The following is a 26,986-nucleotide window of genomic DNA, read 5'->3' as shown; positions in this document are numbered from 1 at the left end:
GGCACGCGGTGGCCGGCCCGGTCTCACCACGGCAGTAACTGAGAGCAACCAGCGGAGTCGGACTCTCCGGTGGCCACCAGAGCACGCCTAATGCCCTGGTGACCGCCGAAGGCGCCGACAGCGCCGAGCACCACCGTAGCGACCCGGCCATCCGGCCGGAGCCCGGGTCGAGCATCCATCACCTGCACACCTGGAGGACGGCATGTCCCAGCTCAACCGGAACGGGTGGACCTCCGACCACCTGCTCAAGCCGAACGGAACGGCGCTGTTCGCCGACCAGCAGCGCGAGCGGCTGCGGCAGATGGCCAACGAGGTCCAAGGGCTCCTGCACGAATACCGGGCGTCGCTCGGTGAAATCCGGCTCGACGGCGACAAGCCCTGGGACGCCAAGACCCGGGCGAAGCGCGCGGCCAAGCCGATGGCCAGCCTGGAAAAGCACCTGCGGGAGGCGGTGGTCGACGCCGAGCGGATTCACACCGCCTACACCCGCTACTACGTCGAACTGCCCATCAAGCGGGCCGAGCGCGCGAAGGCGAAGGAGCTCAAGAAGGCCGCCAAGGCCGGGGTCCGGAGCGGTCAGGAGCAGCAGTCGCTGAACACCGCGTCTGCCCTGCACGGAATCGGTCAGGGAATCTACGTCGATCAGAACGGAAACGCCCCCGGAAACCCGGAGAAGACGGAATCCATTTCGTTCCTGAGTTTCCTGGAAAAGGGGGCGTGAAATGCCGATGACGCGCGGCCAGATCGAATACTGGCAGCGGCATCTGGCGGCGACGGAGACCAGCCCCGACCGGGCCCGGGCGCTGTGGGACCTGGCCCGGTCCCTGGCCGGCGAGGACGAGGCGGCGTGGGCCGACCTGGTCCGGCTCCTCGGGGCCTGGACGCAGGAGCGGGCGAACGCCCAGAACCGCTGAGCCGGGCGTGACGCTCCGCGCTCAGTTTTCCGGCGGGATGCGCCGATCCGGGGTCGCCACGTACGCGTACGTACGCGTACGCGAGAGGCCCCGGATCGGTGACTGACAGTGACGAACGATTGGAGGCGGCCCGATGGCCGACGAGACCACCGAGGGCGGGACCGTGCTCGGCTTCCCCGCCCTGCTGGTGCCCGGCGCCGTGACCGAGGCGGCCGGCACCCCCACCCTCGCCCCCCTCACCACGGACTACGGGCCGCCCGCGTCCCTCTCCGTCCCCGCCAATCCGGTGATTTCCGGGATGGCGGAAAACGCCGCCGCCATGGAGGCGGCACCGGCCGCCGGGCCCGGATCGCTCGGCCAGGTCGCCGCTATGTCGTCGGTCATGATGGCCGGAATCACGGTCGCGGCCCTGCGCGGTGCCTACCATGCGGTCAGCTACGTAAAGGCTCGCGCGGAGCACTTCAAATCCGTTCGGGACCAGCAGGAAGCCACCACCGGAAAGGCCAACGCCGAACTGGAGAAGGCCCGTCTGGGCGTTTTCGCGGCGCAGCAGAAAGGGCGGGTGCCGTCCGGCCAGGAATCGGGTCGGACTTCGAAGGGGCCCGGCCCGGTTTCCTCCCAGAATTCGGGCCGGACGAATTCCATGCCGCCCGCCGGACCCAAGCCCGCACCGCTCGGCAAGCAGTCCGGCGACCCCGGCAAGAAGCCTGACGCGGGCCGGAGCGGGGCCGTGGGCGGGCGAGGAGGCTCCGGGGTCACCCCGGGGCCGGGCAAGGTCTCCGACGCCCGCAGGAAGGCTCTCGAGGACTCCGGGCGCAGCCCCCGCCCGGACCGCAATTCCGGGTCGGAAAAGGGCCCCGGAAAGGGGCCCGGGAAGCAGAACGCCGCCCCTGACACGATGCGGGGCGCGGCCCGGCAGCGGGCCGCCGAGCGGATCGCGAACGGGCCCGCGCCGAAGACGCCGAAGGTGCCCAGGCAGCCGGCCGGGCCGGACACGATGCGGGGCGCGGCCCGGCAGCGGGCGGCCAACCGAATCACGAACGGGCCCACGCCGAAGACGCCGAAGCCCCCGAAGACGCCCAAGCAGCGGCCCGGCCCGGACACGATCCGCGGCGCGGCCCGCCAGCGGGCCGCCGACCGGATCACCAACGGCAACTGGAAGCCCGCCGGGCCGAACGCAGTGCGGGGCCCGGACACCATCCGGGGCGCCGCGCGCACCCGGGTGGCGGGCCGCATCCTCAACGGCAAGAAGCCCAAGGGAACCTCCGCCCAGACCCCGCCGACCACCGGGCAGGCCACCCCGGGGGCCACCGCGCCTCCCGGCCCGAAGGTGAACCTGACCAAGCAGCCGAAGCCCGCCGCCGGCACGACCGGCTCGGCGGCCGGTACGACCGGGACGACCGGAGCGGGCGCGACCGGGACGGCCGGGACGGCCTCGGGCGGTGCGAGCGGCTCCGGCCGCAAGCGGCGCGGGGGCCGCCGCTCCCCGTACATGAAGCGGGTCAACAAGACCAAGAAGAAGGCCGGCCGGGCCAAGGCCAAGGCCCGCTCCCGGGCGAAGGCCCGGATGAAGAAGGCCGGAGGCCGCCGCCACAGCGGCAGCAAGCAGAACCTGTGGCAGCGGGCCGCCACCCGCCGCAGCAGCAAGAGGAAGAACAAGACGAAGGGCAAGAGCGGCACGGCGGGTGCCGGGGCGACCGGCACAAGCTCCACCGGCACGGGCTCCACCGGGGCGCAGTCGGCCCAGGGCGGGTTCGGTCCGCCGCCCGGCTGGGGCCACACCCAGGGCCCGACGACCTTCGTCTCCCGGGCCGACAAGCCCGGCCCGCACACCGCCGGGGCGATCGCCCCCGGCACCGCCGCCCTGCCCCGCGCCCCCTACGCCAGCCCGCACGTCCGCCCCGGGACCTCCGGGCCGGATCCGACCTCACCCGCACCAACTGCACCGACCGCCGGAGGACCGCCCGTGACCGTTCCCGCACCCCGCTCGCCCGCGGCCCCGTCCGGCACCGCGCCGCGCCCGCACGGCACCCAGTACGCCGACTCCGACCTGACCATCGGCGACGTCATCGAGGCCGACGCCGACATGGGCGAGGAGATCCGCCAGGGCGCCGAGGACGCCCTGGAGGCGGCCGACGCCTGCGAGAAGTTCGTCGGCCGCCTGGAGGCCCTGCACGCCAAGATCGTCGAGCTCAAGGTGCCCGGCGTCCTGGAGGGCCTGGTCCTGATGCTGATCGACAAGACCGGCGAGGTGAAGGCCAGGGCGGAGGCCATCGCCGAGGCGATCCCCGCCGCCGCCGAGGCCATCGAGAACGCCGGCCACAACGCCGAACGCCGGGACAAGAACGTCGCCGACGTCACCCGCGACCAGGGCCACATCGCCCCGGCCGAGCGCGAGTACCACGACCAGTAGGAAGGAGAACCCGATGTCCGACAGCGATCTCGTCCCGGTCAGCACCAACGAGCCGACCACCACCTCGGCCGCCGTCAGCACCAGCGCCGCCCCGGCCGACACCGGCGGGGCGGAAGTGTCCGGCGGCGCAGCGGTCTCGGCCGGCGGCGGCATCCTGGCGGCCACCGCCGAGGTGATCACCGAGGCCGTCAAGTACGCCATCGTCGTCACCCAGCTCACCCTCGCCGGAGCCAAGCTGCTGTTCCTCGCCGAGCGGGTCCGCGCGACCTACGCCTACGTGGAGAGCTGCGCGGAGTCGGTGGAGCGCCTGGCCGACCAGGCCGCCGGGATGAACGTGGACCTCGACACCGTCAACGAGCACCGCGAGGCCGCGACCGTCATGCGCGCGGTCCTGGAGGAGGCCGAGGCGATGGCCGCCGCCACCGAGGACCTCAGCACCGCGTTCCAGCAGACCGCCGACGCCCACGAGTCGGACTACGGCCCCGTCGCCGACGCCATCGCCACCAAGGAGGGCGCGATGGCCGACCGCGAGTTCTACAGCAACCGCTGACCCAACCCAAGGGGCGGCCGGTGCCGCCCCGACCCGGGCGCGGCTCGGCCGCCCTTCACCCCGCCGCTTCCCCCGGCCACCGTGAAGGAGCCCCATCACCATGCTGACGCTCGGCCCGCTGCGCGGGCGCATCGCCGTCGCCCGCGGCCACCTGGGCCGGGCCGCCACCGTGGCCTGCGCCGCCGGCCTGGTCACCAACACCTTCGTCACCGCCGAGGCGTGGCCCTACGTCGCCACCCTGAGCGGCGCCGGAGCGGCCACCGCCTGGGGCCTGATCTGGTCCGCGACCCTGCCCAAGGGCCGCATCCGCGACATCTCCACCACCCTCTACTGCGCGCCGCCCGCAACCGCCGCCGTGCTGCTCGTCGCCGAGCGCCTGGTCGACGGCGTGCACTGGTGGGAGCTCCTGCTGGACGCCGCCTGGCCGGTCCTGGTGTGGAAGTTCCGCCCCGGCCGCACCGCCCGCGTCCTCGCCAGCCGCGAGCGCTCCCTCGCCCCCGAGGCCGTCGAGCAGCACCAGGAGCAGCAGGCCGCCGGCCTGGTCCCCGTCGGCTCCTCCCACCCGATGTCGCTGTGGTGGGCGCAGCACGTCGCCGTCGACGGCGGCGCAGCGCCGGGCACCGTGCTGCTGCAGGTGGAGCAGACCGGCCCGGCCTCGCTCCAGGCGATCATCGCCGCCGCCGTCCCCGGCACGCCGGTGCCGACCATCTCCATCACCGCGCTGTCCGCGCGTCTGGACTGGGACGAGGACGAGATCAAGGTCAGCAAGGTCGCCGGGCACGGTGCCGGGGTCCGGCGCCTGAGCATCGGCACCCCGCCGGCGACGGCCGAGGACCCGCACACGCGCTGGGCACAGCACATCGCCCCCAAGGGCATGCCCGGCACCTGGATCACCGACGTACGCATCGTCGACACCGACACGAAGGAACTCACCTGATGGGCAAGATCTACGAGCTCACCGTCCGGGTGCCGGCCGGGGACGTCATCACCTACAACCTCGAACGCCTCGCCGACGCGATGGACATCAAGGACCCCGCCCGCCTGGCGGTGGAGATCAACGGCAGCCAGGGCCTGGTCACCATCTACCCCGAGGACCCGCTGGCCGACGTCGTCCTGACCGACCCGGCGGACCTGGCGATGGACGCCACCGGCCGGATCTGGGTCGGCCGCCACCACAACGGCCGCAAGACCCGGGTGCGGCTGTACGACCCGAAGTCCGGCTCCGCGCAGCGTCTGCTCCTGTTCGGCACCACCGGCGCGGGCAAGAGCACGGGCGGGCAGATCCTGCTGGCCGGGATGAAGCGAAGCGGCGTCACCGTCTTCTACGCCGACCTCAAGGGCGGCCAGTCCGCGCCCGAGGCCCGCGCCAACTGCGACTGGTGCACCTTCACCCAGGAAGGCGCGATCGCCCAGCTGCGCACCTTCTGGAACATCATGAAGGAGCGCGAGGCCAGGTACGCGGCGGCCGGCCGCTCGAAGTTCCTGATGAACCGGCCCGATCCGCTGATGTACATGATCGTGGACGAGGCCAACCGGTTGCTGGAGAAGGGCGCCCCGTACCGGGACGAGGCGACGTTCTACATCAAGGACATCGGCCGCACCGGCCGCTCGCTCGGCATGGGCATCGCGCTGTTCGCCCAGGCCGGTCACCTCGAGGAGCTCGGCGGCTCCGACACCCTGCGCTCCATGCTCAAGGAGGGCGAGGTGATCCTGCTGCGCTGGACCTCCAACCTCATGAGGCAGCTGGTCTCGGACGGGCTTCTGCCCGCCGGGCAGAAGCTCATGCCCATCCCCAAGTACGCCGGGGCCTTCGAGCTGAAGTCGCAGTTCGACACCACCGAGACGGACGAGGACCGGCCCGGCACCCAGGGCAACGGCTACCACCTGTCCGGCACCAACCCCACCAGCCGGATGCGCTTCTTCAAGGTCGGCTCGGTGATGCCGACCGACGGCCTGGACCCCGAGATGCTCGCCCTGTACGGCGACGGCCCGGTCGCCACGCTGGAGGAAGCCTCCTGGGAGGCGGCCGGTGAGGCCTACGCCGGCCGCCTGGACGGCCTGGCCGCCTACCAGGCCGCCTGCCCGGAGAAGTTCGAGGAGCCCCAAGCCGGGGCACCCGGCCGCGGGAGGTCCGGCAGCGGCACCGGGGGCGTGCGGACCGCGCCCACCCCCGGTGCCGCTGCCGCGCGCACCGTCCCGGTGCCGGTCATCCCGGTGCCCGAGCCGGAGGAGCCGGCCAGGCCGCGGCGCCTGACCGTCGGCGACCGCGTCGCGGCCGTCCTGGAGAACACCGACGAGCACCTGGACATCTACGCGATCCTCGACGCCGTCAACGCCGACGGCGGCAAGCCCGTGAAGCTCGGCTCCATCAAGGCCGCCCTGACCGGCCTGAACACGGCGAACCGCACCGACCAGGAGTAGCCGCCGCCCATCCGATCAACCCGAAGGGCCTGCCGGAACTCCGGCAGGCCCTTCCCACACCCGCCACCAGGAGCTCCCCGTGGTCGTCTCCGCCTCCCTCGCCGTCGCCCTCGGCATCGTCGTCATCATCTTGCGCCGCAACGGGGCCTTCACCATCCCCACCGGCCTGGCCTTGAGTCTGTTCGGCTTCACCCTCGCCTCCACCGGCCTCGGCCCGACCATCAACAACCTGCTCACCAGCCTGGTCGGCCTCATCGGCAGCATCCGGTTCTGACCGCACCCGACCCGAGCCGCCGACCGCCCCGCTTCCCCGCCCGCAGTCCCGAAGGAGCCCGCCATGCCCACTCCCGACAGCACCCCCCAGCTGCCCGACCCGTCCTCGGTCATCCTGCTGGAGCCCGGCTACACCGCCGTGCCCTGGGAGGGCCAGATCGTCGCCATGGCGGTCGGCCCCGACCACGACCTCCCCGCCTTCGTCCCCGCGCTGATCGACGGCCAGGCCGTCCCCGTCCCCGTCTTCGACGCCACCGCCTACCTCGACGCCGCCGAGGTCCGCCTCGCCGAGCACCGCCGGGCCATCGCCGCCATGGACCCCATGCCCCCGACCCGGCCGGTACCCACCGCGGCCCCGGCCCTGCCGGTGGCCGACCCGGGCCTGCCACTCGCGGTGCGCCAGTACGTCCTCTACGGCTCGGTCGCCGCTCTGGCGGCCGGCGGGGCGGTGTGGATGGTCGGCGCGGCCGTCGCCGCCGTCGCCCCGCACGCCGACGAGCTCGGCGATCTCCTCAAGTGGGCGGCCGTCCTGGTCGCCGCCGTGGTGCTCGGCGTCACCGGGCTGCTCGGCAAGCTCCGCACCCTCGGCGGCAGCACCGGGGCGGCGGCGAGCGCCACCGGCGACGGCGCGACCGCCTCCGGCACCGTCCTGGCCCTGGTCCACCGCACCCACCAGACCCACATCGGCAAGCAGAGCGCCGGGTGGCGCGGCACCGTCACCAACCACAACGGCTGACCGGTCACCCGGTCTCGCCCCCAGCCGCACAGCGCCCGCCCCGCCGACACAGGCCGGGCGGGCGCGGCGCGTCCGGGGACGGGGCCGGCCGACCGGCCGACACCGCACCGACGACCGAAGGACCACAACCGTGCAGCAGCCCACCGCCCAGCCCGCCACCACCCCGGCCCCCACCAAGCCGCGCCCGGGCACGTACGTGCTCTACCGCGACATGGACCGCTACCTGACCGGCAACCCCGAGCACACCCAGCTCTGCAAGGTCCTGGCCGACAGCCACCACCTCAGCGACAAGGCCACTCTGCAGGTCCTGGGTACCGAGGAGGTCATCAGCGTCGCCCCGGTCATCTACATGCGCCCCCTCAGCCCGGCCGAGCTGATGCACGACATCGACACCGCCCCGCTCGACTCCCTCGGCAACGGCCGGCTGATGACCGCCGCCGGGGCCTGGCTCGCCAACCAGAACCGCCAGCAGACCACCACCGCGCGTCCCGCCATCGGCGACTGACCCCACACCACCCGCCGCGCCGCGCCCGCCCCGCCGCACCTCGGCCGGGCGGGCGCGCCTCACTGCGAACGGAAGGCTCACCCATGAACGGCACCACCGCGTCCCGCTGCCCTGACTGCCAGGTCGAACCTGGCGACCTCCACCAGGAGGACTGCGACATCGCCCTCTGTGCCCAGAGCGGCCGCCAGCTCCAGATGTGCGACCACGACCAGGACGACGAGCGCTGCCTCAGTATCTGGACCGGCGAGTGGCCCGGTGCGGCCGAGTGCCGCGAGTGGGGCTGGTTCGTCCGGGCCACCCCCGACCCCGTCCTGGGTCTGGTGCCCTGCCCCGCCGACGACCCCGACGCCGTCGAAGACCTCAACCGCCTGCTCACCGGTGCCCGCTGGGACCCCGCGGCCCAGCGCTACCAGAGGATCTGACCGGCCCGCCAGCCTCGCCGCCGGCCGCACCAGCGCCCGCCCCGCCGAACCCCGGCAGGGCGGGCGCGGCGCGTCCGGGGACGGGACCGGCCGCCCGGCCACCACCACCCACCAGCAGGGAGCACCGATGACCACCACCCAGAGCACCACCGCCGGTCCCGGCCTGTTCGGGCCGTACGCCGACCCGGCCCCGGTCGGCGACGAGAGCATCGAGTGGGCGCTGTGGCTGACCGCGACCGGTGAGCAGCGCCCGACCTTCAACCAGATCGCCGCCCTGATCGCCGCCTCGCAGTACGCGGCCCGGGCCGCCCTGGACCCGGGCGCCGAGCACGGCCAGGCGGTGGTCCTGCACCACGGCCGCGTCTGGACCCCGGATGCGACGGCGGTCTCCGGCGCCGTCGTCCCGGAGCTGCTCTGGTCGGCGCGCTGCTCGGTCTGCCAGCGCGAGTACGACGAGGAGAACGGCCTCCACTTCACGGTCGGCTACACGATCGAGCAGGCCGTCGACGCGGGCTGGACGCACCTCGACGGCGGCTGGCTGGTGTGCGACGAGAGCGACCGCGAGCACCGCGCCGCCCGCACCGCCGAGCGCGGCCCGGCGCCGGTCCTGCCCGTGCGCGGCCAGCGGCACCTGCCCGACGTCGTCCTGGACGACGAGCCGGTGCACACCTGGTTCGGCCTCTCCTACTCCGCCTACCTGGTGCTGCCCCGCACCCTGCTGCAGTCGATGCCCGCCTCCTGGCAGCAGCGGATGGTCGCCTGCCTCCGGGAGCTGGACGAGACGTTCGCCGACGTGGAGCGGGCACAGGCGTACGACGTGACCCCGGGCACCGTCCACGAGGTCGGTGACCTGACCGACGCCCAGCTGCGCGCGGCCGGCGTCGACGTCGAGACCGACGACCAGGACGACGAGGACGACGGCCTGGCCGAGCGGCGCTTCCGCAGCCGCGACGGCGACGAGCTGGACCGGCACGACACCGTGCTGCTCCCGGGCCGGGAGCCGGTGCCGCACTACAACCGCGGCCGCACCCGCCTCACCCCGGCCGCCAACCGGTAGCCCGTACACCGGCCACCCCGCCGACCAGCAGACCCGACCGCTCCCGACGCCCCGGAAGAAGGACATGACCATCACCGACACCCCGAGGCCCGCCGCCCCGTCCGGGTCGCTGACCACCGCCTCCTGGCGCAGCACCTGGTGCACCGCCGCGGACCTGTTGCACCACCTGGCCGACATGCCCGACAGCGTGCCCGTGCTCCTGTGCGGCGACCTGGTGGGCGACATCGACACCGACGGCGGCGAAGTGCGGCTGTACAGCCACCTCACGGCCCGCACCGCCCCCTACGTCGGCAGCCCCGCCGTGCCGCCCCTGCTCCCCCGGAGCGCCCGCACCCACCTGGTCACCACCGCCCGGCTGCGCGAGCACCTGGCCGGTGTGCCCGAGCACGCGCCGGTCACCGCCGACGGCCGGGAGCTCACCGGCACCTCCTACAGCGGCGGTGCCCTCCACCTCCACACCCCCGACGACTAGGACCAGGACGACCGCACCGAGTAGGCCCGTCCACCGCCCGCACTGTCCCCCCGAACACCAGGAAGGACCGCCCGACCATGAAGCTTCGCGTGCCCGCCGAGCACCTCGCCTCCGCCGTCGCCCACACCGCCCGCGCCCTGCCCGCCAAGCCGCCGGTCCCGGTCGTCGCCGGCATCCTGCTGCGCACCGACGCCGACGGCCTGCACCTGGCCGGCTTCGACTACGAGATGGTGGCCACCTGCCGCGTCGACGCGGAGGTCGCCGACGACGGCACCGCCCTGGTCTCCGGCCGGCTGCTGAACGAGATCTGCAAGACCCTGCCGAAGAGCCAGGACGTCGACCTCGAGCTGGACGGCTCCCGGCTGCGGCTGCTGTGCGGTGGCACCCGCTTCACCCTGCCGACCCTGCCCGCCGACGAGTACCCCGGCCTGCCCGCCGTCCCCGACACCGTGCTCACCGTCCAGGGCGACGCGCTCGCCGATGCCGTCACCCAGACCGCCATCGCCGCCGGCACCGACGACGCCATCCCGGCGCTCACCGGCCTGCAGCTCGCACTGGACGGCGACCAGCTCACCCTGGCGGCCACCGACCGCTACCGCTTCGTCATCCGCGACCTCACCGTGGCGCCCACCGGCACCCTGCCTGCGGCGCGGCCGCGCAAGCGGGACAAGGACACCCCCGAGCCGACGCCGGAGGAGCTGCGGATCGCGGCCGGCACCGTGCTGGTGCCCGCCCGCTTCCTTGCCGAGGCGGCCCGGGCCCTGGCCGGGGACCACCCGGTGCGGATCGGCTGGAGCGAGGGCCAGTTCACCCTCTCCGTCCCCGGCCGCACCATCGGCACCCGGCTGCTGGACGCCGAGTTCCCCAAGTACCGCGCCATCTGGCCCGACCCCGACCAGGCCGCGATGACCCTCACCATCGCGGTCGAGCACACCCTCGCCGCCCTCAAGCGCGTCGCCCTGGTCGCCACCCGGGAGACCCCGGTGCGCCTGACCGTCAGCGACAACCGCGGCGTGCTGCTGCTGGAGGCGGGCAGCGGCGACGACGCCCAGGCCCTGGACCGCGTCGAGTGCACCGTCACCGGCGACCTGCCCGGCGGCACCGTGCCCGTCGCCTTCAACCCCGCCTACCTCGCCGACTGCCTCAAGACGATCACCACCCCCGAGGCCCGCCTGCACCTGACCACCGCCACCAAGCCGGTGGTCGTCATCGGGACCTCCGGTGAGCACACCGACGACGACCACCAGCACCTGCTCATGCCGGTCCGCCTCAGCGGCTGACCCCGCCCGGACACGCCTGACCACCCGTCACCATCCCAAGGAGCAGCACGCCGTGACCGAGAACCGCAGCACCGAGACCGAGCAGCCCACCCTCGCCGCCGCGGCCCGCCGCCGCCTGGACACCCTCACCGCCCCGGGCGGCTGGCTCGACCAGCGCCGCCAAGACCTCGCCCACGGCCTGGACGACTTCGGCTCCGCCGAGCCGTGGGTGCGCGCCCTCGCCTACCTGACCGCGCTCGCCCTGGGCGTCCTGGTGCTCGGCACCATCGGCGGCGTCCTGCTGAGCGGCGCCGCCGCCGTCATCAACGCCATCCACCTGCCGCAGGGCCTGGGCATCACCACCGGACTGCGCGTCGCCCTCACCACCCCCGTCCACACCTACCTCGACGCGCACACCACCGACCCGCTCACCCCCGCCACCGCCTACTCCGTGTGGAAGACCGGCGGCCTGGCCCTCTTCCTGGCCGCGTTCGCCAGCCGCCGGCCGATCGCCCGGCTCGGCTGGACCACCTGGTCCGCTGCCACCGTCGCCATGGTCTGGCAGGCCAGCCCCGAGGCCGGGCGCACCGTCGCCACGGGCGCGGCCATCGCCGTCCTGACCTTCGCCAGCTTCCTCGCCCTGCGCGGCCTGGACTTCTCCCTGCGGCCGATGGTCATCAACCGCACCGAGATCCAGCCGCAGCAGATCACCATCCAGGTCCCCGAGACCAAGCCCGCCGCCCGGCACAAGCCCTCCGGCCCCTTCGACCAGCGCTGACCCCCGACCACCACGACCAGGAGCAGCCCGACCCCGTGCCCGACACCGCACTTCCCCACCCCGGCCTCCCCGGCGACCGGCTCGCCGCCGTCATCACCCAGCGCACCCACGCCCTGGCCGCCGACCTCAGCCAGCTGCGCGCCGACGCCGACCACCTCGCCGCCGGCCTGCACCGCGGATGGTCGACCGAGGACACCGCCCGCCTGACCGTCCTGGCGCAGCGCATCCACGCCCAGGCCGCCCGGATCGAGGGTCTCCAGGACGCCCGGAGCCTCACCTGACCAACCCTTCGGGGCCGGTGCCCACCGCGCCGGCCCCGGACCGCACCACCCACTCCGCCGCGCACCGCCAACCGGAAGGAACTGTGGCCGATGCCCTGGGCCATATCCCGCGACGAGCAGATCGCCGCCCGCTACAGGAGGCTCACCGAACTGTCCGCCGCCATGGTCGGCATGACCGATGGCAGCCCGCCGAAGATCGGCCTGCAGGCCAAGGCGAACGCCGTCTACGCCGAGATCGTGGAGCTGGAGAAGTCCCGCAGCATCTCCCCCAAGGCCGTCCTGGTCGGCGTCGGCATCATCGCGCTGCTCCTCTGGAACCTCCTGCACTGACCCCGTCCCGGTCCTGACGCTGCCCACCAGCACACGCCCCGCCCCGGCCACCACGGTCCGGGGCGGGGCGCTCTGGTGCGCGGCGCGGCCACCCGGCCGGCCACCCCCGCACCGTCAGATCGCACCGACCCGGAGGTATCCGTGACCCCGCTGCTCCGCCGCCTGACCGCCCGCCTGCTCCGCACCGTCGGCTACTCCCGAGTGCACACCGACCAGGCCGGCCTCACCGCCGAGCTCGCCCAAGCCCACGCCGTCGCCTGGGCGGCGCAGCCCGCCGACCTCGCCAAGGCCCTCCCCCGGCTCGGCACGGCGCTGGCCTTCCAGCCCGGCCTGATCGACCTGCACCACGAACAGGCCGACACCGCCGCCTACCTCAACAACCTGGCGGGCTGCGCCGAGACCAACCTCGACCTGGCCGACCCCGACCAGCACGTCCTGTACCTGCACCTGCTTACGGCGGCCCGCGCGGCCGAGGAGCTGCAGCGCGCCATCGCCTCCGCCGCCGCCCGCACCCTGCCCACCGCCGCCGCCGAGCTCCAGCACACCTGAGTCCGGGCACTGACGCTGCCCGCCACCGTTTCCGCTTCTCCGGCCAGCCAGGCCGGAACGGCGGGGCGCGGTGGCGGACGGCGCGGCCGCCCGGCCGGGCCCCGCCCCGCCCCGCCCCGCAGGAAGGACACGAGCGATGCGCTCCTGGAACACCCCCGACCACCACATCGCCGACACCGAGCACGGCACCCTGCACTTCGCCGACGGCGTCCAGGTGGTGATCGCCGACTGGGAGATCACCGAGGAGGCCCCCGACCGCGACGGCCGCGTGTACGCCTCGGTGCGTGGATGGCTGGCCAGCAGTGGTGGCAGCGGCCGGATCGGCGACCCGTACACCAAGCCGATCGCCGCCGGCCGGGCCCACCTGGTCACCACCGAGCTGCGCGGCCGCCAGCCCATCGAGGCCCGCGACGTCCACATCGACTACACCAGCGTCGGGCAGCCGTACCCGAACACCTGGGACCACCTCGGCTTGCTGGTCAGCGTCTCGTGGATGGACCGGCGCCTGGACGAGGGCGGCCGTCCGGTCCCCGAGACCGAGATCGGCCGCACCCACTGGACCCACCCCGGCACCGGCCGGGTCTTCGACCTGACCATCGCCTACTTGCCCAAGGGCGAGCACTACCACCCGCAGGGCTTCACCTGGCGCCACTACGACCACTGGTCCCACGGCGTCCCGCTGCTGGAGCCCTTCTACGCCGACCACACCACCCCCGCCTACGGCAGCTCCCGCTCCCTCGCCGCCGGCGAGTGGGTTCCGGCCGACCAGGCCCCGACCTTCGCCGAGGCCGCCGCCTCCCGTGCCTGAACCAACCGGACGCCGACACAGCGCACCGCGGCGCCCGCCCTCCCGGCCCACCACGCCGGCCGGGCGGGCGCCGCTGTGCGCGTCACCGAGAGCCCCCAGCCGAACCGACCACCTTCCGGAGGACCACATGACCATCACCCAGACCGTCGTCACGGCCCCGGCGCCGACCCGCCTGTCCATCGCCGACCTGCGCACCTCGGGCCGCGCCGAGGGTCAGGTCCGGCTGGCCGGCACCATCACCCAGGCCCGCCTCCACACCAACCGGGCCGGCAACGAGTGGGCCACCCTCACGCTCACCGACACCACCGGGCAGATCGACCTCAACGTCTTCCCGCGCACCTGGATGCCGCTGCGCGGCCAGGAGTTTGTGCAGCCCGGCCAGGCCGTGGCCGTCACTGGCCGGATCAACACCCGCAGCCGCGACCAGGTGGAGATCTACTGCCACGACCTCGCCCCGACCCGCCCCCAGGCGCTGCCGCCGCAGGCCGCCGACCCGGTCTCCGTGCAGACGCTGATCGGCCGCTACGCCATGGCCCTCGCCGACATCGCGGGCAGCGACGAGCCGCGTCCGGTTCGCACGCCGGCCGCGTTCACCGCGCTGGTCCGCGACGCCGCCCACCTGCTGGCCGGTAGCCGCCTCGGCGAGGCCGGCGGGCACCTCCTCGCGGCGAGCCAGTACCTGCGAGCCGTGCCCGCCACCCCCGACGAGCACCAGCGGCGACTCCTGGAGTTCGCGGCCGGCCACCTCGCCCAGGCCCAGGACCTCACCGACTGGCCGCGCGCCGAAGCGTCCTGACGGCCGGCGAACCCGCCCTTGGCCCTGGCCGCTGCCGGTGGCGTCACCCGCCTGCGTGACGCCACCGACGAGCACCGGCCCACGACCCCTGACCTCCCAGACACCACCCGCCAGAGCGTGCCGGTCCCACCCGCCCACCGGGCGGGCAGGACCGGCACGGCCCCTTCACCGAGGAGAAGCCGTTGCCGTACTCGCCCGACGCTCCGGACCTGTTCCCGCCCACCGTCACGATCTGCGGCACCACCCGCCTGTGGGAGGCGATGGCGGAGGCCGCGCTGCACGAGACCGCCGCCGGGAGGATGGTGCTCGCCCCGGCCGTCAACATGCGCACCGACCACCAGCTGTGGGCCGACCCGGCCGACGCCGACGCCCTCAAGACGCGGCTGGACGCCCTGCACCTCGCGAAGATCGGCGTTGCGGACGAGGTCCTGGTCGTCACCGACGCCGAGCTGTACCTGGGGGAGTCCACCCGCCGCGAGATCCTCCACGCCGAAGCGCTGGAGACCCCGGTGCGGTACTGGGTCGCTGGCCGCGGCCGGGTCGGGGAGTCCACCCTGACCGACACCAGCCTCCGGCGCCGCACCGCTGAGCGCTGGCAGGAGGAGTTCGCCCGGCTGGCCACCGCCTCCCCCAACGGACCGGACCGCCTCGACCTGCTGGCCCTGGCCGCCGCCGACCTCGCGCTCGCCGAGTACCTCGGCGCCACCCACGACGACCTGCTGCGCGCCGCCCGCACCCACCTCCGGATCGACCTGCCCGACACCGACGGCACCCGGGCGGCCCTGGCCACCCGCACCACCGGCACGTCCACCACCGACTACCTCACCCGCGGCGAGGAGTCCTGATGGCCGCCGAGCTCGCCCTGGCCCTGGTCGGTGTCGGCGGCACGATCGTCGGCACCCTCAGCTCCGCCGCCATCACCCACTTCTCCGCCCGCGCCAACCGGACCGCCGAGGCCGCCCGCGAGCGGCGCCGGGAGCTGATCTCGGCGGTCACCGAGCTGATGACCGCACTCGCCGCCCACCGCCGCACCATGTACGGCCGCGAGCGCCTACGGCTGACCGGTGCCGACGAGTCGGTCTACGCCGAGGCCCGCTCCGAGAGCCACCGCACCCGGGGCGAGATCACCGCACCGCTGGTGACGCTGTCGATGCTCGCCCCGGCTCTCACCGCGACGGCCGCCGAAGCCGCGCAAGCCACCTACGCGCTGCGCGGCGCGGCCGACCAGGCCGTGCTCGACGCCGCCCGTACCAAGGCCTCCGCCGCGGCCGCCGACCTGGTCGCCGCGGCCGCCCAGCACCTCGCCTCCAGCAGCAACGCAACGACGGGAGAGACCCCTTGACCACCACCCAGACCCAGCCCCCGGTCACCGAAGAAGCCCAGGCCGTCGACCGCACCGAGCGGAACCTGGCCGAGGCCCTGGCCCACGTCGTCCAGGACGTTTCGCGCGCCGACCAGAAGGGGGGCCTGGTCCTCAGCTTCACCGGGATCCTCTCGGCCTCCCTGGCGATCCTCGCCCAGGCCAAGGGGGCCAGCCTGCTCCTCCTGGCCCCCGCCGCCGGCCTGCTCGCGGTGGCCGCCCTCCTCGCCCTGCTCGTCATCCGGCCCCGCCTGGGCACCGCCGACCGCAGCTCCTACAGCCACTGGGCCACCCAGACCACCGACCAGCTGCTCACCGACCTCGCCCCCGACCGCCGCCTGGAGCGCCTGCGCGTCCTGTCCGGCATCTGCCACCACAAGATGACCCTCCTGCGCTGGTCCACCGACCTCACCGTCGCCGCCCTGGCCGCCGTCGCCGCCGCCGCGATCACCACCGCCGCCTGACCCCTCATGGAGACCATCCCGATGATCACCACCCCCGGCCCCGTCCTCGACCCCGTCCAGCCCGGCGACGTCGTCGTCCTGATCGGCTGCCCGGCCAGCGGCAAGTCCTCGGCCCTGCGAGACGTCCCCGCCCACCAGATCGTCAGCCTCGACCACCTCCGCGCGCTCGTCGCCGAACCCGGCGACCAGGCGGCCACCGCCGACGCCGTCCTCCTCCAGCACCAGATCCTCCTCGCCCGGCTGCGCCGGGGCGCCACCACCTACATCGACAACCTGTCCACCACCGCCCACCACAGGGCGCAGCTGGTGGAGCTGGCCCGGCAGCACGGCCGTCGGGTTGTCGCCGCGCACTTCGACGCCCCGCTGGCGGTCTGCGTCGAGCGGAACGCGGCGAGGCCGGCCGAGCGGCGGGTGCCGGAGGACGTCCTGCGCTACGAGCACCGCATGGCCCGGACGGCGCGCGAGCTGCTGGCCGGGGAGGGCTTCGACGAGATCAGGCAGCACCGCTCCGGGTACTGACGCTGCCCACCGGCCCCGCGGCCCGCCCCGGCATCCAGCCCGGTGGCGGGCCGCTCCGGTGGGCGGCGCGGCCACCCGGCCGGTCGCCGCCCACCGAGAGCTGGAGCCACCGACGATGAACCCCTCCTCCGACCTGGCCGCCCTGCGGGCCGCCGCGCAGCGCGAGATCGAGCGGCACGCCGACCGGCCGCTGCCCGGCACCTGGCGCCTGGTCCGCCTGGGCGGCCTGCCCGCCATCGCCCCCGCCTGCGACCGGCCGCACCCGGGCCCGGATGCCGGGTTCGGCACCGACACCGACGGCCTCTACGACTGCTGCCCCCACCCGTGGGTGCGCGTCGGGGTCCTGTCCGTCGCCGACCTGCTCCTGGTCCTCCTCAACCACCGGCCCACCGTCCCGCAGCCGGAGCCGGCCGCGCCGGAGGCGTTCAGCGACGACCCCACCGGCGCCTGGACCTGACCACCCACCCCACCCCCGCACCACCCACCGGAAGGACACCGAGATGACCGACACCTCCCGCGCCCGCCTGCTCGCCACCGCCCTGGACGCCGCCGACAACGCCGCCACCGTCCTCGCCGGGGCCGCCGCCGGCCTCACCACCTACCGCCTGCTCGCCGCCCGCCCGATGGAGACCCGCCTCGCCGTCACCGCGGCCGCCGGCGCGCTCGCGCTCTGCCTCACCGACCAGGCCACCACCCTGCTCCGCCGCCCCCTGCGCGCCCGCCTGGGCCTGCCGCCCTTCGGCTACGCCACCGCCACCGCCACCGACCCGGCCCCGGTGGCCGCGCCCACCCTGGAGCAGCTCGCGGCGGAAGCCGCCGTCGACGCCGCCCACCGCGCCGCCACCCACGCCCACCACCTCGACCGCGGCTCCGGCAGCCTCACCCAGGCCGCCAACTGGGTTGGCCAGGCCGATGGCAGCGCGGCCTGCGAGCTGGCCGACGGGGCCCGGCTGCTGTGCCTGCCCTCCCCCACCGACCGCTACGGCACCGGCCTGCGCACCTACCACCTGGCCACCGACGCCGAGAGCCCCATCGAGGTCCACACCCTCGCCGAACTCGTCGCACTCCTGGACCGCCTTACGGAGGCCGACACCCTCGCCTCCGAGCTGGACGACGACGAGGACGAGCACTACGCCTTCAGTGGCCAGGACCCCGACGCCGAGCCGGACGACGAGGGCGACCAGGAGCTCGAGGACCACCACCAGGCCGTCACGGCCGCCTCCGGCTGGGGCTACTCCGAGGAGCCCCCCTTCTAACCCGCCCCGGGGCGGCCGACACCGGCCGCCCCGCCCCGGCCCCGGACACCACGCCACGTCAGGAGACCCTCGCCATGAGCCGCCGCACCAACCGCCGCCCCCTGCGCACCCACCACGCCGTCGGCCTTCCCGACCCCCACACCACCAAGCCGCTGCGCGCGCCCGTCGCCGCCGTCTACCGCGACCCGTTCAGCGGCCCCTCCGGCCGGCGTCCGCACTTCACCTGCGAGACCTGCACCGTCAGCTGGTCCGGGGCGGAGGCCGACTGCTGGAACTGCGGCCAGCCGGCCACCGACGAGCACCCCCACCTGGTCGCCGCCCTCCAGGTCCTCCTGCACGGCCACTACCCCAGCCACCCCGCCACCCACTGCGCCTGACCGCCCGCCGCCCTCGCGGCCCGGTCCGCACTGCGTAGCAGAGAAGGGCCCACCTTTCGGGGTGGGCCCTTCTGCGTTTTCGGGGAGGTAAGAAATTCTTACCTCGGCTCCGTTCGGCTAGTCGACAACCTCGGCGTCGACGGGGATGAGCTTCCGCGCCGCGGTGATACGGACCTGCACCCGGTGAAGCTCTTCCTCAAGGCTGTCCAGGTAGCCACCAAGCGCCACCGGGTCAGCCTCGGCGGCGGCCTTCACGGCGGCCGGTGCGAGAGGCTTGTACGCGCGCTCGTGAAGCTCCGCAGTCGCCTTGCTCAACGGCAGGAGCTGCGGCAGCACCGAAGCTGGCGCGGAGCCTGCATCCGGAGCACCGCCGGACTGCGACGGAATCGACGCCTTGTCCGTGAGGATGTCCGCGATCTCGCGAAGCATGGCGGCTGTCGGCCGCTGCTTGCCCGCTCCGGCGGCCTGCTTCTGACCCTCCTCGATGACCGCCTCGGCAAGCTCAGCACCCGACTTGGTGATCACATCGGCGATCACCTTCCGGGCCGACGCCTGGGGAAGCTGCTCCCGCAGCTCCGGGCGCAGCTGCGCCAGGGCCCGGATGCGCTTCGCGTCCTTGAGGAGCTCGAAGACGTACTTCTCCGCGATGTCGAGCACTTCACCCGCCCAAGCGGCGAAGTTCGAGTTGCCGGCCACCTTGTGGAGTTCGCGCTGCTGGGCGGTCTCCAGGAGTACGCCCTTGTTGAGGACAACGAAGTCGTCAGCACGTTGGCCGATGCTGTCGATCTCCGCCAGGCGTGCTGTGACGAAGTCGAGCTGCTCTTCGGGGGTGCCCTGGATGTCGTCGGAGGAGAGGACGCGGCCTCCCGCGAAGACGCTTCGTTCGGCCCCGTTCTGCGCGCCGTCGAGGAAGAGCGCCGTCGTCTTCGCCAGCTCCTTCGCCGCCGCCTCCTGCTGCAGCGCGGCGGGCACGGCCGGGTCGATCTTGGAGTCGTCGGCCTTTTTGAGGCGGCTGTTGCCGGCGGCGATCAACTTGTTGCTCATGCGGTTGCTCCCGTGGCGACGAGGACCTGGTCGTAGGCGGCCGTCAGCGCGGCGGCTTCCTTGCCGGAGGCGGCGGTGATCGGCACGCAGGCGTACCGGCTCTGCTGGCGCACTGAGTGGCGGGGGATGGGGAGATCGCCGAGGAACAGGTCGCCGTAGAGGTCGGCCAGGTGCTTCCCTATGGTCGTCTTCAAGGCGTTGTTCCCGCCGGGGACGATCGAAGGGACGATGCCGACGATGCGCAGGTCCGGGTTCATCCCGAGGTCCTGCACCAGCTTGATCGTGGCCAGGGCCTCCTGGGTGCCGATCCGGCCGTCCTCGTCCAGGGTGGCTGGGATGACGACATCGGTCGCGGCTACCAGGCCCGCCGTGACGAGCTTGCCGCCGGCGCGCGGCGGTAGGTCAAGGATCCCTACCGCCTCGGGGCCGATGACGCCCTTGAGCGCCAGCCGCAGCCGGAAGTCCATCCCGACCGAGACGTTGTCGGTCTCCCGGTTGGCCAACGCCCGCTCAGCGGCAACGAGCCGTACCCCGGACCATGCCTCGGAGGCATCAACGAGCGCATCGGCCGCGAGGCCGGGCACGCCCTTCGGGTCGAGCGCGAGCAGGTCGTTCATGGTGAAGGCCGGCGGCTCCTCGGAGGAGATGCCCAACTCGGCGGTGAACGTGCCACGGGGGTCCAGGTCGCCAGCGATGACGGCGAGCATGCGGGCTCGAGCAGCGGCGGCGAGGCCAGCGGACAGTGCGCTCTTGCCGACACCGCCCTTCTCGCTGTAGACCGCCACGATTCTGCTCATGCTGCCCTGCCCCTCTGTACCAGCTCCACCGAAGTCACGCAGGGCAGGCTATCTGGCGGGCACCTGGCGAAGAGAAGCGGCAGCAGGTGTGTCACACCTTCGAGTTCTCGGGTGCCCGGCTCTTAGGCCGGGTACCGTCCGCGCGCCGGAGCCCGCTCTGCTTGTCTGACTTGCCGCTCGTCCCGGCGAGTCGCCGGAGGCGGCCCCTGGGCAGCGTGGCTTCCTGGCCCCATGGACACCATCCCTGACCTCATGCTCTTTCGGACAGCGCTCAACGACCTGATGCGTGAACGTTTCGGAGCCGCCGTTCCTGCGGCCTACCAGGCCGCTGTCGGCGTCACCAACGTGCTCGCCGAAGCCCTTCCCGCCGACATGCTGGCCACGTTCTTCCGTGTCGCGATCGAAGCAGATCTGGACTCCAAGCAGCCGGCCCGACTCTTGACCGGGATCTACTCGGACTACCTCGACCACGGTCTTCACCGCGCCTTCCGCGACCTCTACGACGACCGCGGTCACCCGGGCCTCACCGTGGCCTGGCATCTGGGACGGGTCTTCCCGTACTTGCTGCCCGACGGCGAGTTCGTCCCGTTCATCCGGCTCGCACAGCGGTCCCTGGAGAGGTCCGCAGTCCTGCCCACCACGTAAGCACCCGAAGACCCGTGGGCCGAGGCGAGAACGTCGCACCCCGGCCACAGGCAGTACGCGGAGCACGGCGCGGCCACCGGTCCGGATCGCCCGTTCGCGGACACGTTCGGTGGTGTTCTCGCTACGGTGGGCCAGTCCGGGCGCAGTGGCCTGGGCCTCGTATTCACGGCGAAGGGGACCACTGTGTCCAAGACCCTGCTCCAGCCCGGCTACTGGCTCGCTTACGCTCTGGCGTGGCCGCAGGGCGAGGGCCCGTACCGCGAGTGCGCTCAGACGCTCGCACCCTCGTTGGTACCCCGGCAGATGGTGTCCCGGGACGCTGCGGACATCCTGACCGTCGCGGATGCGTACCAGCAGGAGCACCCTGACCGACGCCTGGTGTTCTTCAGCGACCTGACCCTCTGGCTGGACGGGAAGGGCAGCGACTGGGGCCGCCGGGGCACCGACTGGGAAGGCGGCCTGCGCGAGCTGGAGAACGCGCCAGTTCTCGGCCTGTTCCTCACCCTCAGCGCCTACCACCACGCGATCCTCGCCGACTCCAGCCGGGAGGGAGCCACCATCTACTTCTCCGACGGCCTGGTCGAGAAGGTGACGCCCCAGGCGCGGGAGGCCGCCCGGATGTTCATGCAGCAGACGATGGAACGGGACTGGCCCGGCTACATCGGCGGCCTGATCGCCCAGGGAAAGATCCAGACCTCCTGAGGTGGCCGGCGGACGGGGGACGGAACAACCTCGGCCAAGGCCCCGTCAGCGCCGGGTACCAATCTTGTGATCGGGCCGCCACACCCCGGCTCAGGCTGCAAGCATGGCCATCATGACGGAGAGCGCTGTCACCAAGGCCCTGTACCCCCTGCACGAACTGGCCACCGATCTGGCCGCCGAGGACATCGACAACGGGGCAACGCAGTCCAACGACTTCGAGAGCTTCGGGGCCGTCCTCTTCAACCTGCTGGAAGCCCACCAGTACCAGTACGAGGTGAGCCAGGCCAAGCCAACAACCGACCCGTACGGACAAGCGGACCTGGCGCTCGCCCGCCAGAACGCGCAGGACACCATCACGCTCGCCGAACTCGCCCGGGACTTCAACGAGGTGACCCGCCTGCGGCTGCGCATGGTGGCCAGCGGCAGTCATGACCAGTACACGGATCGCCACGCCGAATCGCTGGAGAAGGCCGCAGTCGCCGTCAACAACCTCGTCCGGGACATCCTGCTGACTCTGGGGATCGCCGTGACCGCCTCCCTCTCCCACGAGGGTTTCCCGCCGGGAGAGGTGCTTCGCAACGGCCGGGCGGCCCTGGCACAGCTACTGGACCGTGATGAAGCCTTGAAGCCGACCGCTTCCTCGATCGACAACTGGCGCGACCTGCTTGTCACTGCTCACCGCGCGCTGCTGGCCGCCCCCGACTGGCCCGTGGGCTACGACCCGACGGACACCGTGCTCGACTGGGTCACCGAGAACCAGGGCCGGACCAACGCGCCGTTGACCCGGGGCCGGATCGCCGCCGGCGTCAAGGCTCAGAGCTGGGAGGTTGCCCGAGTCCTGGCAGACCCCCGGTTCACCTACACGCCCAGCACCGGCTGGACGGCCACCTGACGCAGCCCGGAACGGAAGCGGCGGGGCCTGCGTCCGTGGTCCCGCCGCCACTTCCAATACCCGCGCCGGATCGTCCGCCCGAGCCGACACCTAAGCCACACTCTCCGATCCTTCGCCCCGGGCCTTTGGGCGTGTGCCGCCCGCCCGCTCCTGTGCGCTCTTGACGGGTCGTCACCCGTGGGTGGAGCGTCGTGCAAAGCCGCGCAACCGACTTGGTACGGGAGGGCATCATGACGCTACGGTTCAGCGGAGTCGACCCCAACACCGGTGACGACGAGAGCCCGATGGTGTGGGTGGACGACGAGGCGAAGGAGTTGGTCCTCCAGGGCTACAGGCCCGGCGAGGAGCTGCTGACGACCATCGGCAGTACGCAGTGGGTGCCCGGTCACGCCGTCGGCACCCCCGACCACGAGAACGTGACCCGCATCCCGCTGCGCATGGCGGAGATCATCAGGAAGGCGCTCGACGATGCCGAACGTGCCGGACTTCTCTGAGCTGCTGGCCGGCACCCGGCACTCGGCGGTGCACCTGGAGATGCGGGACTCCTACTGGGTGGAGAAGGAGAAGGGCCCCTTCGCCGAGTGGCAGGCCGGCGTGCGGCTCGACCCCGACGACCGCTCGACCTGGTGGCGGCCCTGGCTCGACCTGATCTCCGACTCCGTCGCGCGCGGTGTCGAGATCCGCCGCGCGCGCATCGTCTCCGAGCCGGTGACCGACTACATCCGGTTCGAGCACTCGGGCACCTTCACCAACATCGCGGCCGGCGAACAGGTCCGCTGGCTGCCCCGGCGCTTCGCCTCCGACCTCGCCCTGCCCGGCAACGACTTCTGGCTGTTCGACGGCCGCCTGGTGCGCTTCAACCACTTCACCGGCGACGGCGCCTCCGCCGGGCCGGAGATGCGCGACGAGCCGGCCGTCGCGAAGCTCTGCCAGGACGCCTTCGAGGCGGTCTGGGCGCGCGCGATCCCGCACGAGCAGTACACCCTCTGACCCAAACCGGACCGGACGACCAGCACCATGCCCGCCTCCCCGTCCTCCAGCGCCCAGGAAGCCCGCCTGGCCGTCGCCGCCAGGCTGCGCGAGATCATGCAGGACGCCGGCCTGCAGGGGCAGGAGCTGGCCGCCCGGTGCGGGTGGAACGGCGCCAAGACCTCCCGCATCATCAACGCCCGCACCGCCCCCTCCGACGCCGACATCCGCGCCTGGTGCCGGGCCTGCGACGCCGACGACCAGGCCGACGACCTGATCGCCGCCAACCGCGCCGTGGACTCCATGTACGTCGAGTGGCGCCGCCTCACCCGTACCGGCCTGCGCCGCCTCCAGGAGTCCGCCGCCCCGCTGTACGAGCGCACCCGGCGCTTCCGCGCCTACTCCTCCCGTGTCGTGCCGGGCGTCCTGCAGACCGAGGCCTACGCCACCGCGCTGCTGGCCACGGTCGCCGACTTCCGCCGCACCCCGGACGACGTGGCCGACGCCGTGAAGGCACGCCTGGCCCGCTCCCGGGTCGTGCGCACCGGCAACCACCGCTTCGCGATCCTCATTGAGGAGTCCGTCCTCTACTACCGCCTCGGCACCGCAGAGACGATGGCCGAGCAGTTGGAGCACCTGCTGGCCGCGATGGCGCTGCCGGCCGTCTCGCTCGGCGTCATCCCCTTCACCGCGACCCGCACCATGTGGCCGGTGGAGACCTTCAACATCTTCGACGACGGCCAGGCCGGGGTGGAGCTGCTCTCCGCCCAGGTCACCATCACCACCCCGACCGAGCTCGCGCTGTACGCGAGCGCGTTCGACCGGCTGCGGGAGTTCGCGGTCCACGGCGCCGAGGCGCGGGCCCTGATCGCGCGGGCCGCCGACACCCTGGGGTGAATTCCTGCAAACGTGTGCAAACGCGTTGAGGCGCGGCCTGCCCGCTCCCTACCGTCGATCCGTCGCAGCTGTCGATGAGAGAGCGGGGGACCGTCGTGACCGCACCTACCGTGCCCGCTCCGCCCGCCGCCGATGCTGCCCCCGCGGCAGTGGCGGTCAGGCCCGCTGTGACCAGAGCGAGCGGCTCGTACGGCAACCGCGTCCAGGCGCTGCTGCCGTACGAGCCGCAGTCCGCGGCCGCGGCCCGCCGCCTGGTGCGCACCGCTCTGCACCGCTGGGGGCTGGAGGACCTGGTTGAGGCAGGCGAGCTCGTCGTCAGCGAGTTGGCGGGCAACGCGGTGAAGACGGGCTGCCGCTTGACGATGACGGTCACCCTCCAGCGGTTCACCCTCCGGTCGGTGCGGATCAGCGTCCGGGACGGCTCCCGGGCGATGCCCTGCCGGATCGACGCCGGGTCGGCCGCCGAGTGCGGCCGCGGCCTCGCCCTGGTGCATCACCTGACCGTCGGGCAGTGGGGCGTCATGGTCGAGCCCTACGGGAAGACCGTGCACGCAGACCTGCGCACCCGCCCGCCCGGCCCGGCCTGAATCCCTCGCTGGCAGGGGCGGCCCTCTACTCCTCCCGCGCCGGGGAGGACACCATCAGCACCGACGAGAAGGAGACCGGCATGGACCTCGGACCAGTCCGCAACGACGGTGGGGGCGAGGGGGACAAGCTCCCCGGCACCCCGTGGACGCCGCCTCCGGAGCCGCCCTCGCCGGACGGCGGTCCGCCGCCCGGGGACGGGGGCCGCAGGAAGTGACGCTCGCACCTGAGAGCGAGGGCCGCCCCGCGCCGGGGCGGTCCTTCCCTGTCGCCGAGGCGTGGGTGCCGGCCTTCGACGCGGTCCCGCGCTCGCTGTTCCTGCCCGACCTGGTGTGGGCGCACGATATGGCCACCGGCACCAGCCGGACCGTCGACCGCACCGCCGACGAGCGGGCCTGGTTGGCGGCCGCCGAGGCGGACATCCCGATCGTCACGCAGTGGGACGACGGCGAGCACCAGGGCGCCGTGCCGGGGACGGTGCCCACCAGCTCGGCCTCGCAGCCCTCGGTGGTGGCCTCGATGCTGGACGACCTTCAGGTGGAGCCGGGGATGCGGGTGTTGGAGCAGGGCACCGGCACCGGTTGGAACGCCGCGCTTCTGAGCCACCGCCTGGGCGACGCCAACGTCACCACCGTCGAGATCGACCCGGCCGTGGCCGCCCGGACCCGTACTGCGGTCATCAAGGCCGGCTACCACCCGCACCTGGTGTGCGCGGACGGGGTGGCCGGCCACCCGGCCGGGGCTCCGTACGACCGGATCATCGCCACCTACGGTCTGCGGGCGATCCCGCAGGCCTGGATCGAGCAGACCCGGCCGGGTGGGCTGGTCCTGGCGCCGTTCGGCACCCACTACTCCAACGCTGACGCCCTGGTCCGCCTCACCGTCCACCGCGACGGCACCGCCTCCGGGCCGTTCCTGCGGCCGGTGGAGTTCATGAAGATGCGCTCCCAGCGCCTGGTCTGGCCGAAGAACCCGCCGGACGGCGGCGCCGTCACCGAGACCACCACCACCCTCGCGCTGCCCGGCCACGGCAAGTTCGACCCGTTCCCGCTCGTCGCCGGCCTGCGCCTGCGCGACATCGTGCACGCCGTCCAGCAGCACGAGGACGGCTCCCGCACTCTGTGGCTGTACTCGCTGACCACCCCGGCCTGGGCCGCCGCGGCCTTCCGCGACGGCCAGGACGTCCACCAGGTCCACCAGTACGGCGGCCGCCGCCTCTGGGACGACTTCGAACGCGCTCTCACCTGGTGGCAGGACGCGGGCGAGCCCGGCGTTGACCGCCTCGGCCTCACCGTCACCCCCGACGGCTGGCACGCCTGGCTGGACAACCCCGCCCAGCCGATCTGACACCCGGTGTTCGACGGCCTGACCTGCTCCGGGTCAGGCCGTCGGCTGCTGTGCCGCGCCCGCCAGGGCCTGCACGTACGACGGGTGGTGCTGAAGCTCCTCCAGAACGATCGGGGCGATCACGGAGGGAACCCTGGTGCTGCCTCCCTTGCGGTCGCGCTCGAAGGGCCAGCTCCTCCGGTCGACCTTGCGACCGGCTAGGACAGCGCGTCGGATCGCCGCGCCGACCCGGTGCCCGGGCGTCTTCTCCTGCGGGAAGAGCGCGGCTCCAACTGCGGACGAGTCCGTCCAGCGGTCCGGCACGCCGCACAGGTGGTGGACGATCTGGACGACGTCGGGGACCTCCGGCAGTTCCCGCACCCAGCGGCGCACCTCCTGCTCCGTCCAGGGCCCGTCGTAGGTGTGCTCCGGGTCGAGCCAGATCTCACCGTCCGCCATCGGCCGGGCCTTGCTCCCGAACAGGTCGGGGTTCAGGCCGAAGGCCTCCCGCACCACCCGGTCGATAGCGCCGTAGCTGTCCTTCTCGGTGTCGAACTCGATCGTCACCTTCATGTCCTGCTGCTCCCCT

General features: G+C 73.3%; 38 protein-coding genes. 35 read left to right on the top strand and 3 right to left on the bottom strand.

Annotation, left to right across the window (positions count from 1 at the left end; genetic code table 11):
* Nucleotides 1-202: 202 nt before the first annotated feature.
* The 26 genes from ACWCYY_RS35040 to ACWCYY_RS34915 all read left to right on the top strand — a co-directional run bounded on the left by ACWCYY_RS35040 (nucleotide 203) and on the right by ACWCYY_RS34915 (nucleotide 18,540).
* On the top strand, nucleotides 203-721 hold the full coding sequence (locus ACWCYY_RS35040; RefSeq protein WP_449798352.1) for a hypothetical protein: 519 nt from the start codon (nucleotides 203-205) through the stop codon (nucleotides 719-721).
* A 1-nt stretch (nucleotide 722) separates the two neighbouring features.
* Nucleotides 723-914, top strand: a complete 192-nt coding sequence (locus ACWCYY_RS35035) for a hypothetical protein (RefSeq protein WP_449798351.1) — start codon at nucleotides 723-725, stop codon at nucleotides 912-914.
* 133 nt (nucleotides 915-1,047) lie between these two features.
* Entirely contained in the window at nucleotides 1,048-3,327 is a 2,280-nt protein-coding gene (locus ACWCYY_RS35030; protein ID WP_449798350.1) for a hypothetical protein, read from the top strand.
* A gap of 13 nt (nucleotides 3,328-3,340) precedes the next feature.
* Nucleotides 3,341-3,877, top strand: a complete 537-nt coding sequence (locus tag ACWCYY_RS35025) for a hypothetical protein (protein ID WP_449798349.1) — start codon at nucleotides 3,341-3,343, stop codon at nucleotides 3,875-3,877.
* Nucleotides 3,878-3,977: 100 nt separating this feature from the next.
* The gene (locus tag ACWCYY_RS35020; protein ID WP_449798348.1) at nucleotides 3,978-4,814 is read left to right on the top strand and encodes a hypothetical protein; all 837 of its coding nucleotides are present in this window, start codon (nucleotides 3,978-3,980) and stop codon (nucleotides 4,812-4,814) included.
* The gene (locus ACWCYY_RS35015; RefSeq protein WP_449798347.1) at nucleotides 4,814-6,298 is read left to right on the top strand and encodes a DNA/RNA helicase domain-containing protein; all 1,485 of its coding nucleotides are present in this window, start codon (nucleotides 4,814-4,816) and stop codon (nucleotides 6,296-6,298) included. The genes ACWCYY_RS35020 and ACWCYY_RS35015 overlap by 1 nt, the downstream gene beginning before the upstream one ends.
* A gap of 79 nt (nucleotides 6,299-6,377) precedes the next feature.
* Entirely contained in the window at nucleotides 6,378-6,572 is a 195-nt protein-coding gene (locus ACWCYY_RS35010; RefSeq protein ID WP_449798346.1) for a hypothetical protein, read from the top strand.
* Between the two features lie 63 nt (nucleotides 6,573-6,635).
* Nucleotides 6,636-7,307, top strand: coding sequence for a hypothetical protein (locus ACWCYY_RS35005; RefSeq protein WP_449798345.1), 672 nt, complete (start codon nucleotides 6,636-6,638; stop codon nucleotides 7,305-7,307).
* 130 nt (nucleotides 7,308-7,437) lie between these two features.
* Nucleotides 7,438-7,812 (top strand): hypothetical protein, encoded by a 375-nt coding sequence (locus ACWCYY_RS35000; protein WP_449798344.1) that lies wholly within the window; start codon nucleotides 7,438-7,440, stop codon nucleotides 7,810-7,812.
* 83 nt (nucleotides 7,813-7,895) lie between these two features.
* Entirely contained in the window at nucleotides 7,896-8,234 is a 339-nt protein-coding gene (locus ACWCYY_RS34995; RefSeq protein WP_449798343.1) for a hypothetical protein, read from the top strand.
* 127 nt (nucleotides 8,235-8,361) lie between these two features.
* A complete protein-coding gene (locus tag ACWCYY_RS34990; RefSeq protein WP_449798342.1) occupies nucleotides 8,362-9,291 on the top strand; it encodes a hypothetical protein in 930 nt (309 codons plus the stop codon).
* A gap of 64 nt (nucleotides 9,292-9,355) precedes the next feature.
* Nucleotides 9,356-9,763 carry a hypothetical protein gene (locus ACWCYY_RS34985; protein ID WP_449798341.1) on the top strand — a complete coding sequence of 136 codons (408 nt, stop codon included), beginning with the start codon at nucleotides 9,356-9,358 and terminating at the stop codon, nucleotides 9,761-9,763.
* A 77-nt stretch (nucleotides 9,764-9,840) separates the two neighbouring features.
* Nucleotides 9,841-11,043, top strand: a complete 1,203-nt coding sequence (dnaN, locus tag ACWCYY_RS34980; RefSeq protein ID WP_449798340.1) for a DNA polymerase III subunit beta — start codon at nucleotides 9,841-9,843, stop codon at nucleotides 11,041-11,043.
* Between the two features lie 52 nt (nucleotides 11,044-11,095).
* Entirely contained in the window at nucleotides 11,096-11,800 is a 705-nt protein-coding gene (locus ACWCYY_RS34975; protein ID WP_449798339.1) for a hypothetical protein, read from the top strand.
* A 35-nt stretch (nucleotides 11,801-11,835) separates the two neighbouring features.
* The gene (locus ACWCYY_RS34970; RefSeq protein WP_449798338.1) at nucleotides 11,836-12,081 is read left to right on the top strand and encodes a hypothetical protein; all 246 of its coding nucleotides are present in this window, start codon (nucleotides 11,836-11,838) and stop codon (nucleotides 12,079-12,081) included.
* Nucleotides 12,082-12,171: 90 nt separating this feature from the next.
* Nucleotides 12,172-12,411, top strand: a complete 240-nt coding sequence (locus ACWCYY_RS34965; protein WP_449798337.1) for a hypothetical protein — start codon at nucleotides 12,172-12,174, stop codon at nucleotides 12,409-12,411.
* Nucleotides 12,412-12,552: 141 nt separating this feature from the next.
* Nucleotides 12,553-12,960 (top strand): hypothetical protein, encoded by a 408-nt coding sequence (locus ACWCYY_RS34960; RefSeq protein WP_449798336.1) that lies wholly within the window; start codon nucleotides 12,553-12,555, stop codon nucleotides 12,958-12,960.
* A 136-nt stretch (nucleotides 12,961-13,096) separates the two neighbouring features.
* Nucleotides 13,097-13,768 (top strand): hypothetical protein, encoded by a 672-nt coding sequence (locus ACWCYY_RS34955; RefSeq protein ID WP_449798335.1) that lies wholly within the window; start codon nucleotides 13,097-13,099, stop codon nucleotides 13,766-13,768.
* Nucleotides 13,769-13,895: 127 nt separating this feature from the next.
* A complete protein-coding gene (locus ACWCYY_RS34950) occupies nucleotides 13,896-14,564 on the top strand; it encodes an OB-fold nucleic acid binding domain-containing protein (RefSeq protein ID WP_449798334.1) in 669 nt (222 codons plus the stop codon).
* Nucleotides 14,565-14,746: 182 nt separating this feature from the next.
* Entirely contained in the window at nucleotides 14,747-15,409 is a 663-nt protein-coding gene (locus tag ACWCYY_RS34945) for a hypothetical protein (protein WP_449798333.1), read from the top strand.
* Nucleotides 15,409-15,906 (top strand): protein kilB, encoded by a 498-nt coding sequence (locus ACWCYY_RS34940; protein ID WP_449798332.1) that lies wholly within the window; start codon nucleotides 15,409-15,411, stop codon nucleotides 15,904-15,906. Before ACWCYY_RS34945 ends, ACWCYY_RS34940 begins: the two co-directional genes overlap by 1 nt.
* The gene (locus ACWCYY_RS34935) at nucleotides 15,903-16,388 is read left to right on the top strand and encodes a Pycsar system effector family protein (protein WP_449798331.1); all 486 of its coding nucleotides are present in this window, start codon (nucleotides 15,903-15,905) and stop codon (nucleotides 16,386-16,388) included. Before ACWCYY_RS34940 ends, ACWCYY_RS34935 begins: the two co-directional genes overlap by 4 nt.
* Before the next feature lie 21 nt (nucleotides 16,389-16,409).
* The gene (locus tag ACWCYY_RS34930; RefSeq protein WP_449798330.1) at nucleotides 16,410-16,907 is read left to right on the top strand and encodes an AAA family ATPase; all 498 of its coding nucleotides are present in this window, start codon (nucleotides 16,410-16,412) and stop codon (nucleotides 16,905-16,907) included.
* Nucleotides 16,908-17,022: 115 nt separating this feature from the next.
* Nucleotides 17,023-17,364: a hypothetical protein gene (locus tag ACWCYY_RS34925; RefSeq protein WP_449798329.1), complete on the top strand. Its 342-nt coding sequence runs from the start codon at nucleotides 17,023-17,025 to the stop codon at nucleotides 17,362-17,364.
* Nucleotides 17,365-17,407: 43 nt separating this feature from the next.
* Nucleotides 17,408-18,163: a hypothetical protein gene (locus tag ACWCYY_RS34920; RefSeq protein ID WP_449798328.1), complete on the top strand. Its 756-nt coding sequence runs from the start codon at nucleotides 17,408-17,410 to the stop codon at nucleotides 18,161-18,163.
* Nucleotides 18,164-18,237: 74 nt separating this feature from the next.
* Nucleotides 18,238-18,540, top strand: coding sequence for a hypothetical protein (locus tag ACWCYY_RS34915; protein WP_449798327.1), 303 nt, complete (start codon nucleotides 18,238-18,240; stop codon nucleotides 18,538-18,540).
* 117 nt (nucleotides 18,541-18,657) lie between these two features.
* On the opposite strand, the gene ACWCYY_RS34910 is transcribed toward ACWCYY_RS34915, so the two are convergent.
* The gene (locus ACWCYY_RS34910) at nucleotides 18,658-19,584 is read right to left on the bottom strand and encodes a hypothetical protein (protein ID WP_449798326.1); all 927 of its coding nucleotides are present in this window, start codon (nucleotides 19,582-19,584) and stop codon (nucleotides 18,658-18,660) included.
* Entirely contained in the window at nucleotides 19,581-20,381 is an 801-nt protein-coding gene (locus ACWCYY_RS34905) for a ParA family protein (RefSeq protein WP_449798325.1), read from the bottom strand. The genes ACWCYY_RS34910 and ACWCYY_RS34905 overlap by 4 nt, the downstream gene beginning before the upstream one ends.
* 231 nt (nucleotides 20,382-20,612) lie before the next feature.
* Here ACWCYY_RS34905 and ACWCYY_RS34900 point away from each other — a divergent pair, with 231 nt between their 5' ends.
* The 9 genes from ACWCYY_RS34900 (at nucleotide 20,613) to ACWCYY_RS34860 (ending at nucleotide 26,418) form a co-directional block, all read left to right on the top strand.
* Nucleotides 20,613-21,026 (top strand): hypothetical protein, encoded by a 414-nt coding sequence (locus tag ACWCYY_RS34900; RefSeq protein ID WP_449798324.1) that lies wholly within the window; start codon nucleotides 20,613-20,615, stop codon nucleotides 21,024-21,026.
* Between the two features lie 183 nt (nucleotides 21,027-21,209).
* Nucleotides 21,210-21,728: a hypothetical protein gene (locus ACWCYY_RS34895; RefSeq protein WP_449798323.1), complete on the top strand. Its 519-nt coding sequence runs from the start codon at nucleotides 21,210-21,212 to the stop codon at nucleotides 21,726-21,728.
* Nucleotides 21,729-21,831: 103 nt separating this feature from the next.
* On the top strand, nucleotides 21,832-22,620 hold the full coding sequence (locus ACWCYY_RS34890; RefSeq protein ID WP_449798322.1) for a hypothetical protein: 789 nt from the start codon (nucleotides 21,832-21,834) through the stop codon (nucleotides 22,618-22,620).
* Between the two features lie 230 nt (nucleotides 22,621-22,850).
* Entirely contained in the window at nucleotides 22,851-23,114 is a 264-nt protein-coding gene (locus tag ACWCYY_RS34885; protein WP_449798321.1) for a hypothetical protein, read from the top strand.
* Nucleotides 23,089-23,610, top strand: a complete 522-nt coding sequence (locus ACWCYY_RS34880) for a DUF6879 family protein (RefSeq protein ID WP_449798320.1) — start codon at nucleotides 23,089-23,091, stop codon at nucleotides 23,608-23,610. Before ACWCYY_RS34885 ends, ACWCYY_RS34880 begins: the two co-directional genes overlap by 26 nt.
* Nucleotides 23,611-23,637: 27 nt before the next feature.
* A complete protein-coding gene (locus ACWCYY_RS34875) occupies nucleotides 23,638-24,486 on the top strand; it encodes a helix-turn-helix domain-containing protein (RefSeq protein ID WP_449798319.1) in 849 nt (282 codons plus the stop codon).
* Between the two features lie 167 nt (nucleotides 24,487-24,653).
* Nucleotides 24,654-25,073 (top strand): ATP-binding protein, encoded by a 420-nt coding sequence (locus ACWCYY_RS34870; RefSeq protein ID WP_449798318.1) that lies wholly within the window; start codon nucleotides 24,654-24,656, stop codon nucleotides 25,071-25,073.
* 80 nt (nucleotides 25,074-25,153) lie between these two features.
* A complete protein-coding gene (locus ACWCYY_RS34865; protein ID WP_449798317.1) occupies nucleotides 25,154-25,288 on the top strand; it encodes a hypothetical protein in 135 nt (44 codons plus the stop codon).
* Nucleotides 25,285-26,418 (top strand): methyltransferase domain-containing protein, encoded by a 1,134-nt coding sequence (locus ACWCYY_RS34860; RefSeq protein ID WP_449798316.1) that lies wholly within the window; start codon nucleotides 25,285-25,287, stop codon nucleotides 26,416-26,418. Before ACWCYY_RS34865 ends, ACWCYY_RS34860 begins: the two co-directional genes overlap by 4 nt.
* Before the next feature lie 33 nt (nucleotides 26,419-26,451).
* Here ACWCYY_RS34860 and ACWCYY_RS34855 read toward each other — a convergent pair whose 3' ends face one another.
* Nucleotides 26,452-26,970: a hypothetical protein gene (locus ACWCYY_RS34855; RefSeq protein WP_449798315.1), complete on the bottom strand. Its 519-nt coding sequence runs from the start codon at nucleotides 26,968-26,970 to the stop codon at nucleotides 26,452-26,454.
* Nucleotides 26,971-26,986: the final 16 nt, after the last annotated feature.

The sequence above is a fragment of the Kitasatospora sp. NPDC001664 genome, assembly GCF_053596675.1.
This window is presented reverse-complemented; position numbering and strand designations above follow the sequence as displayed.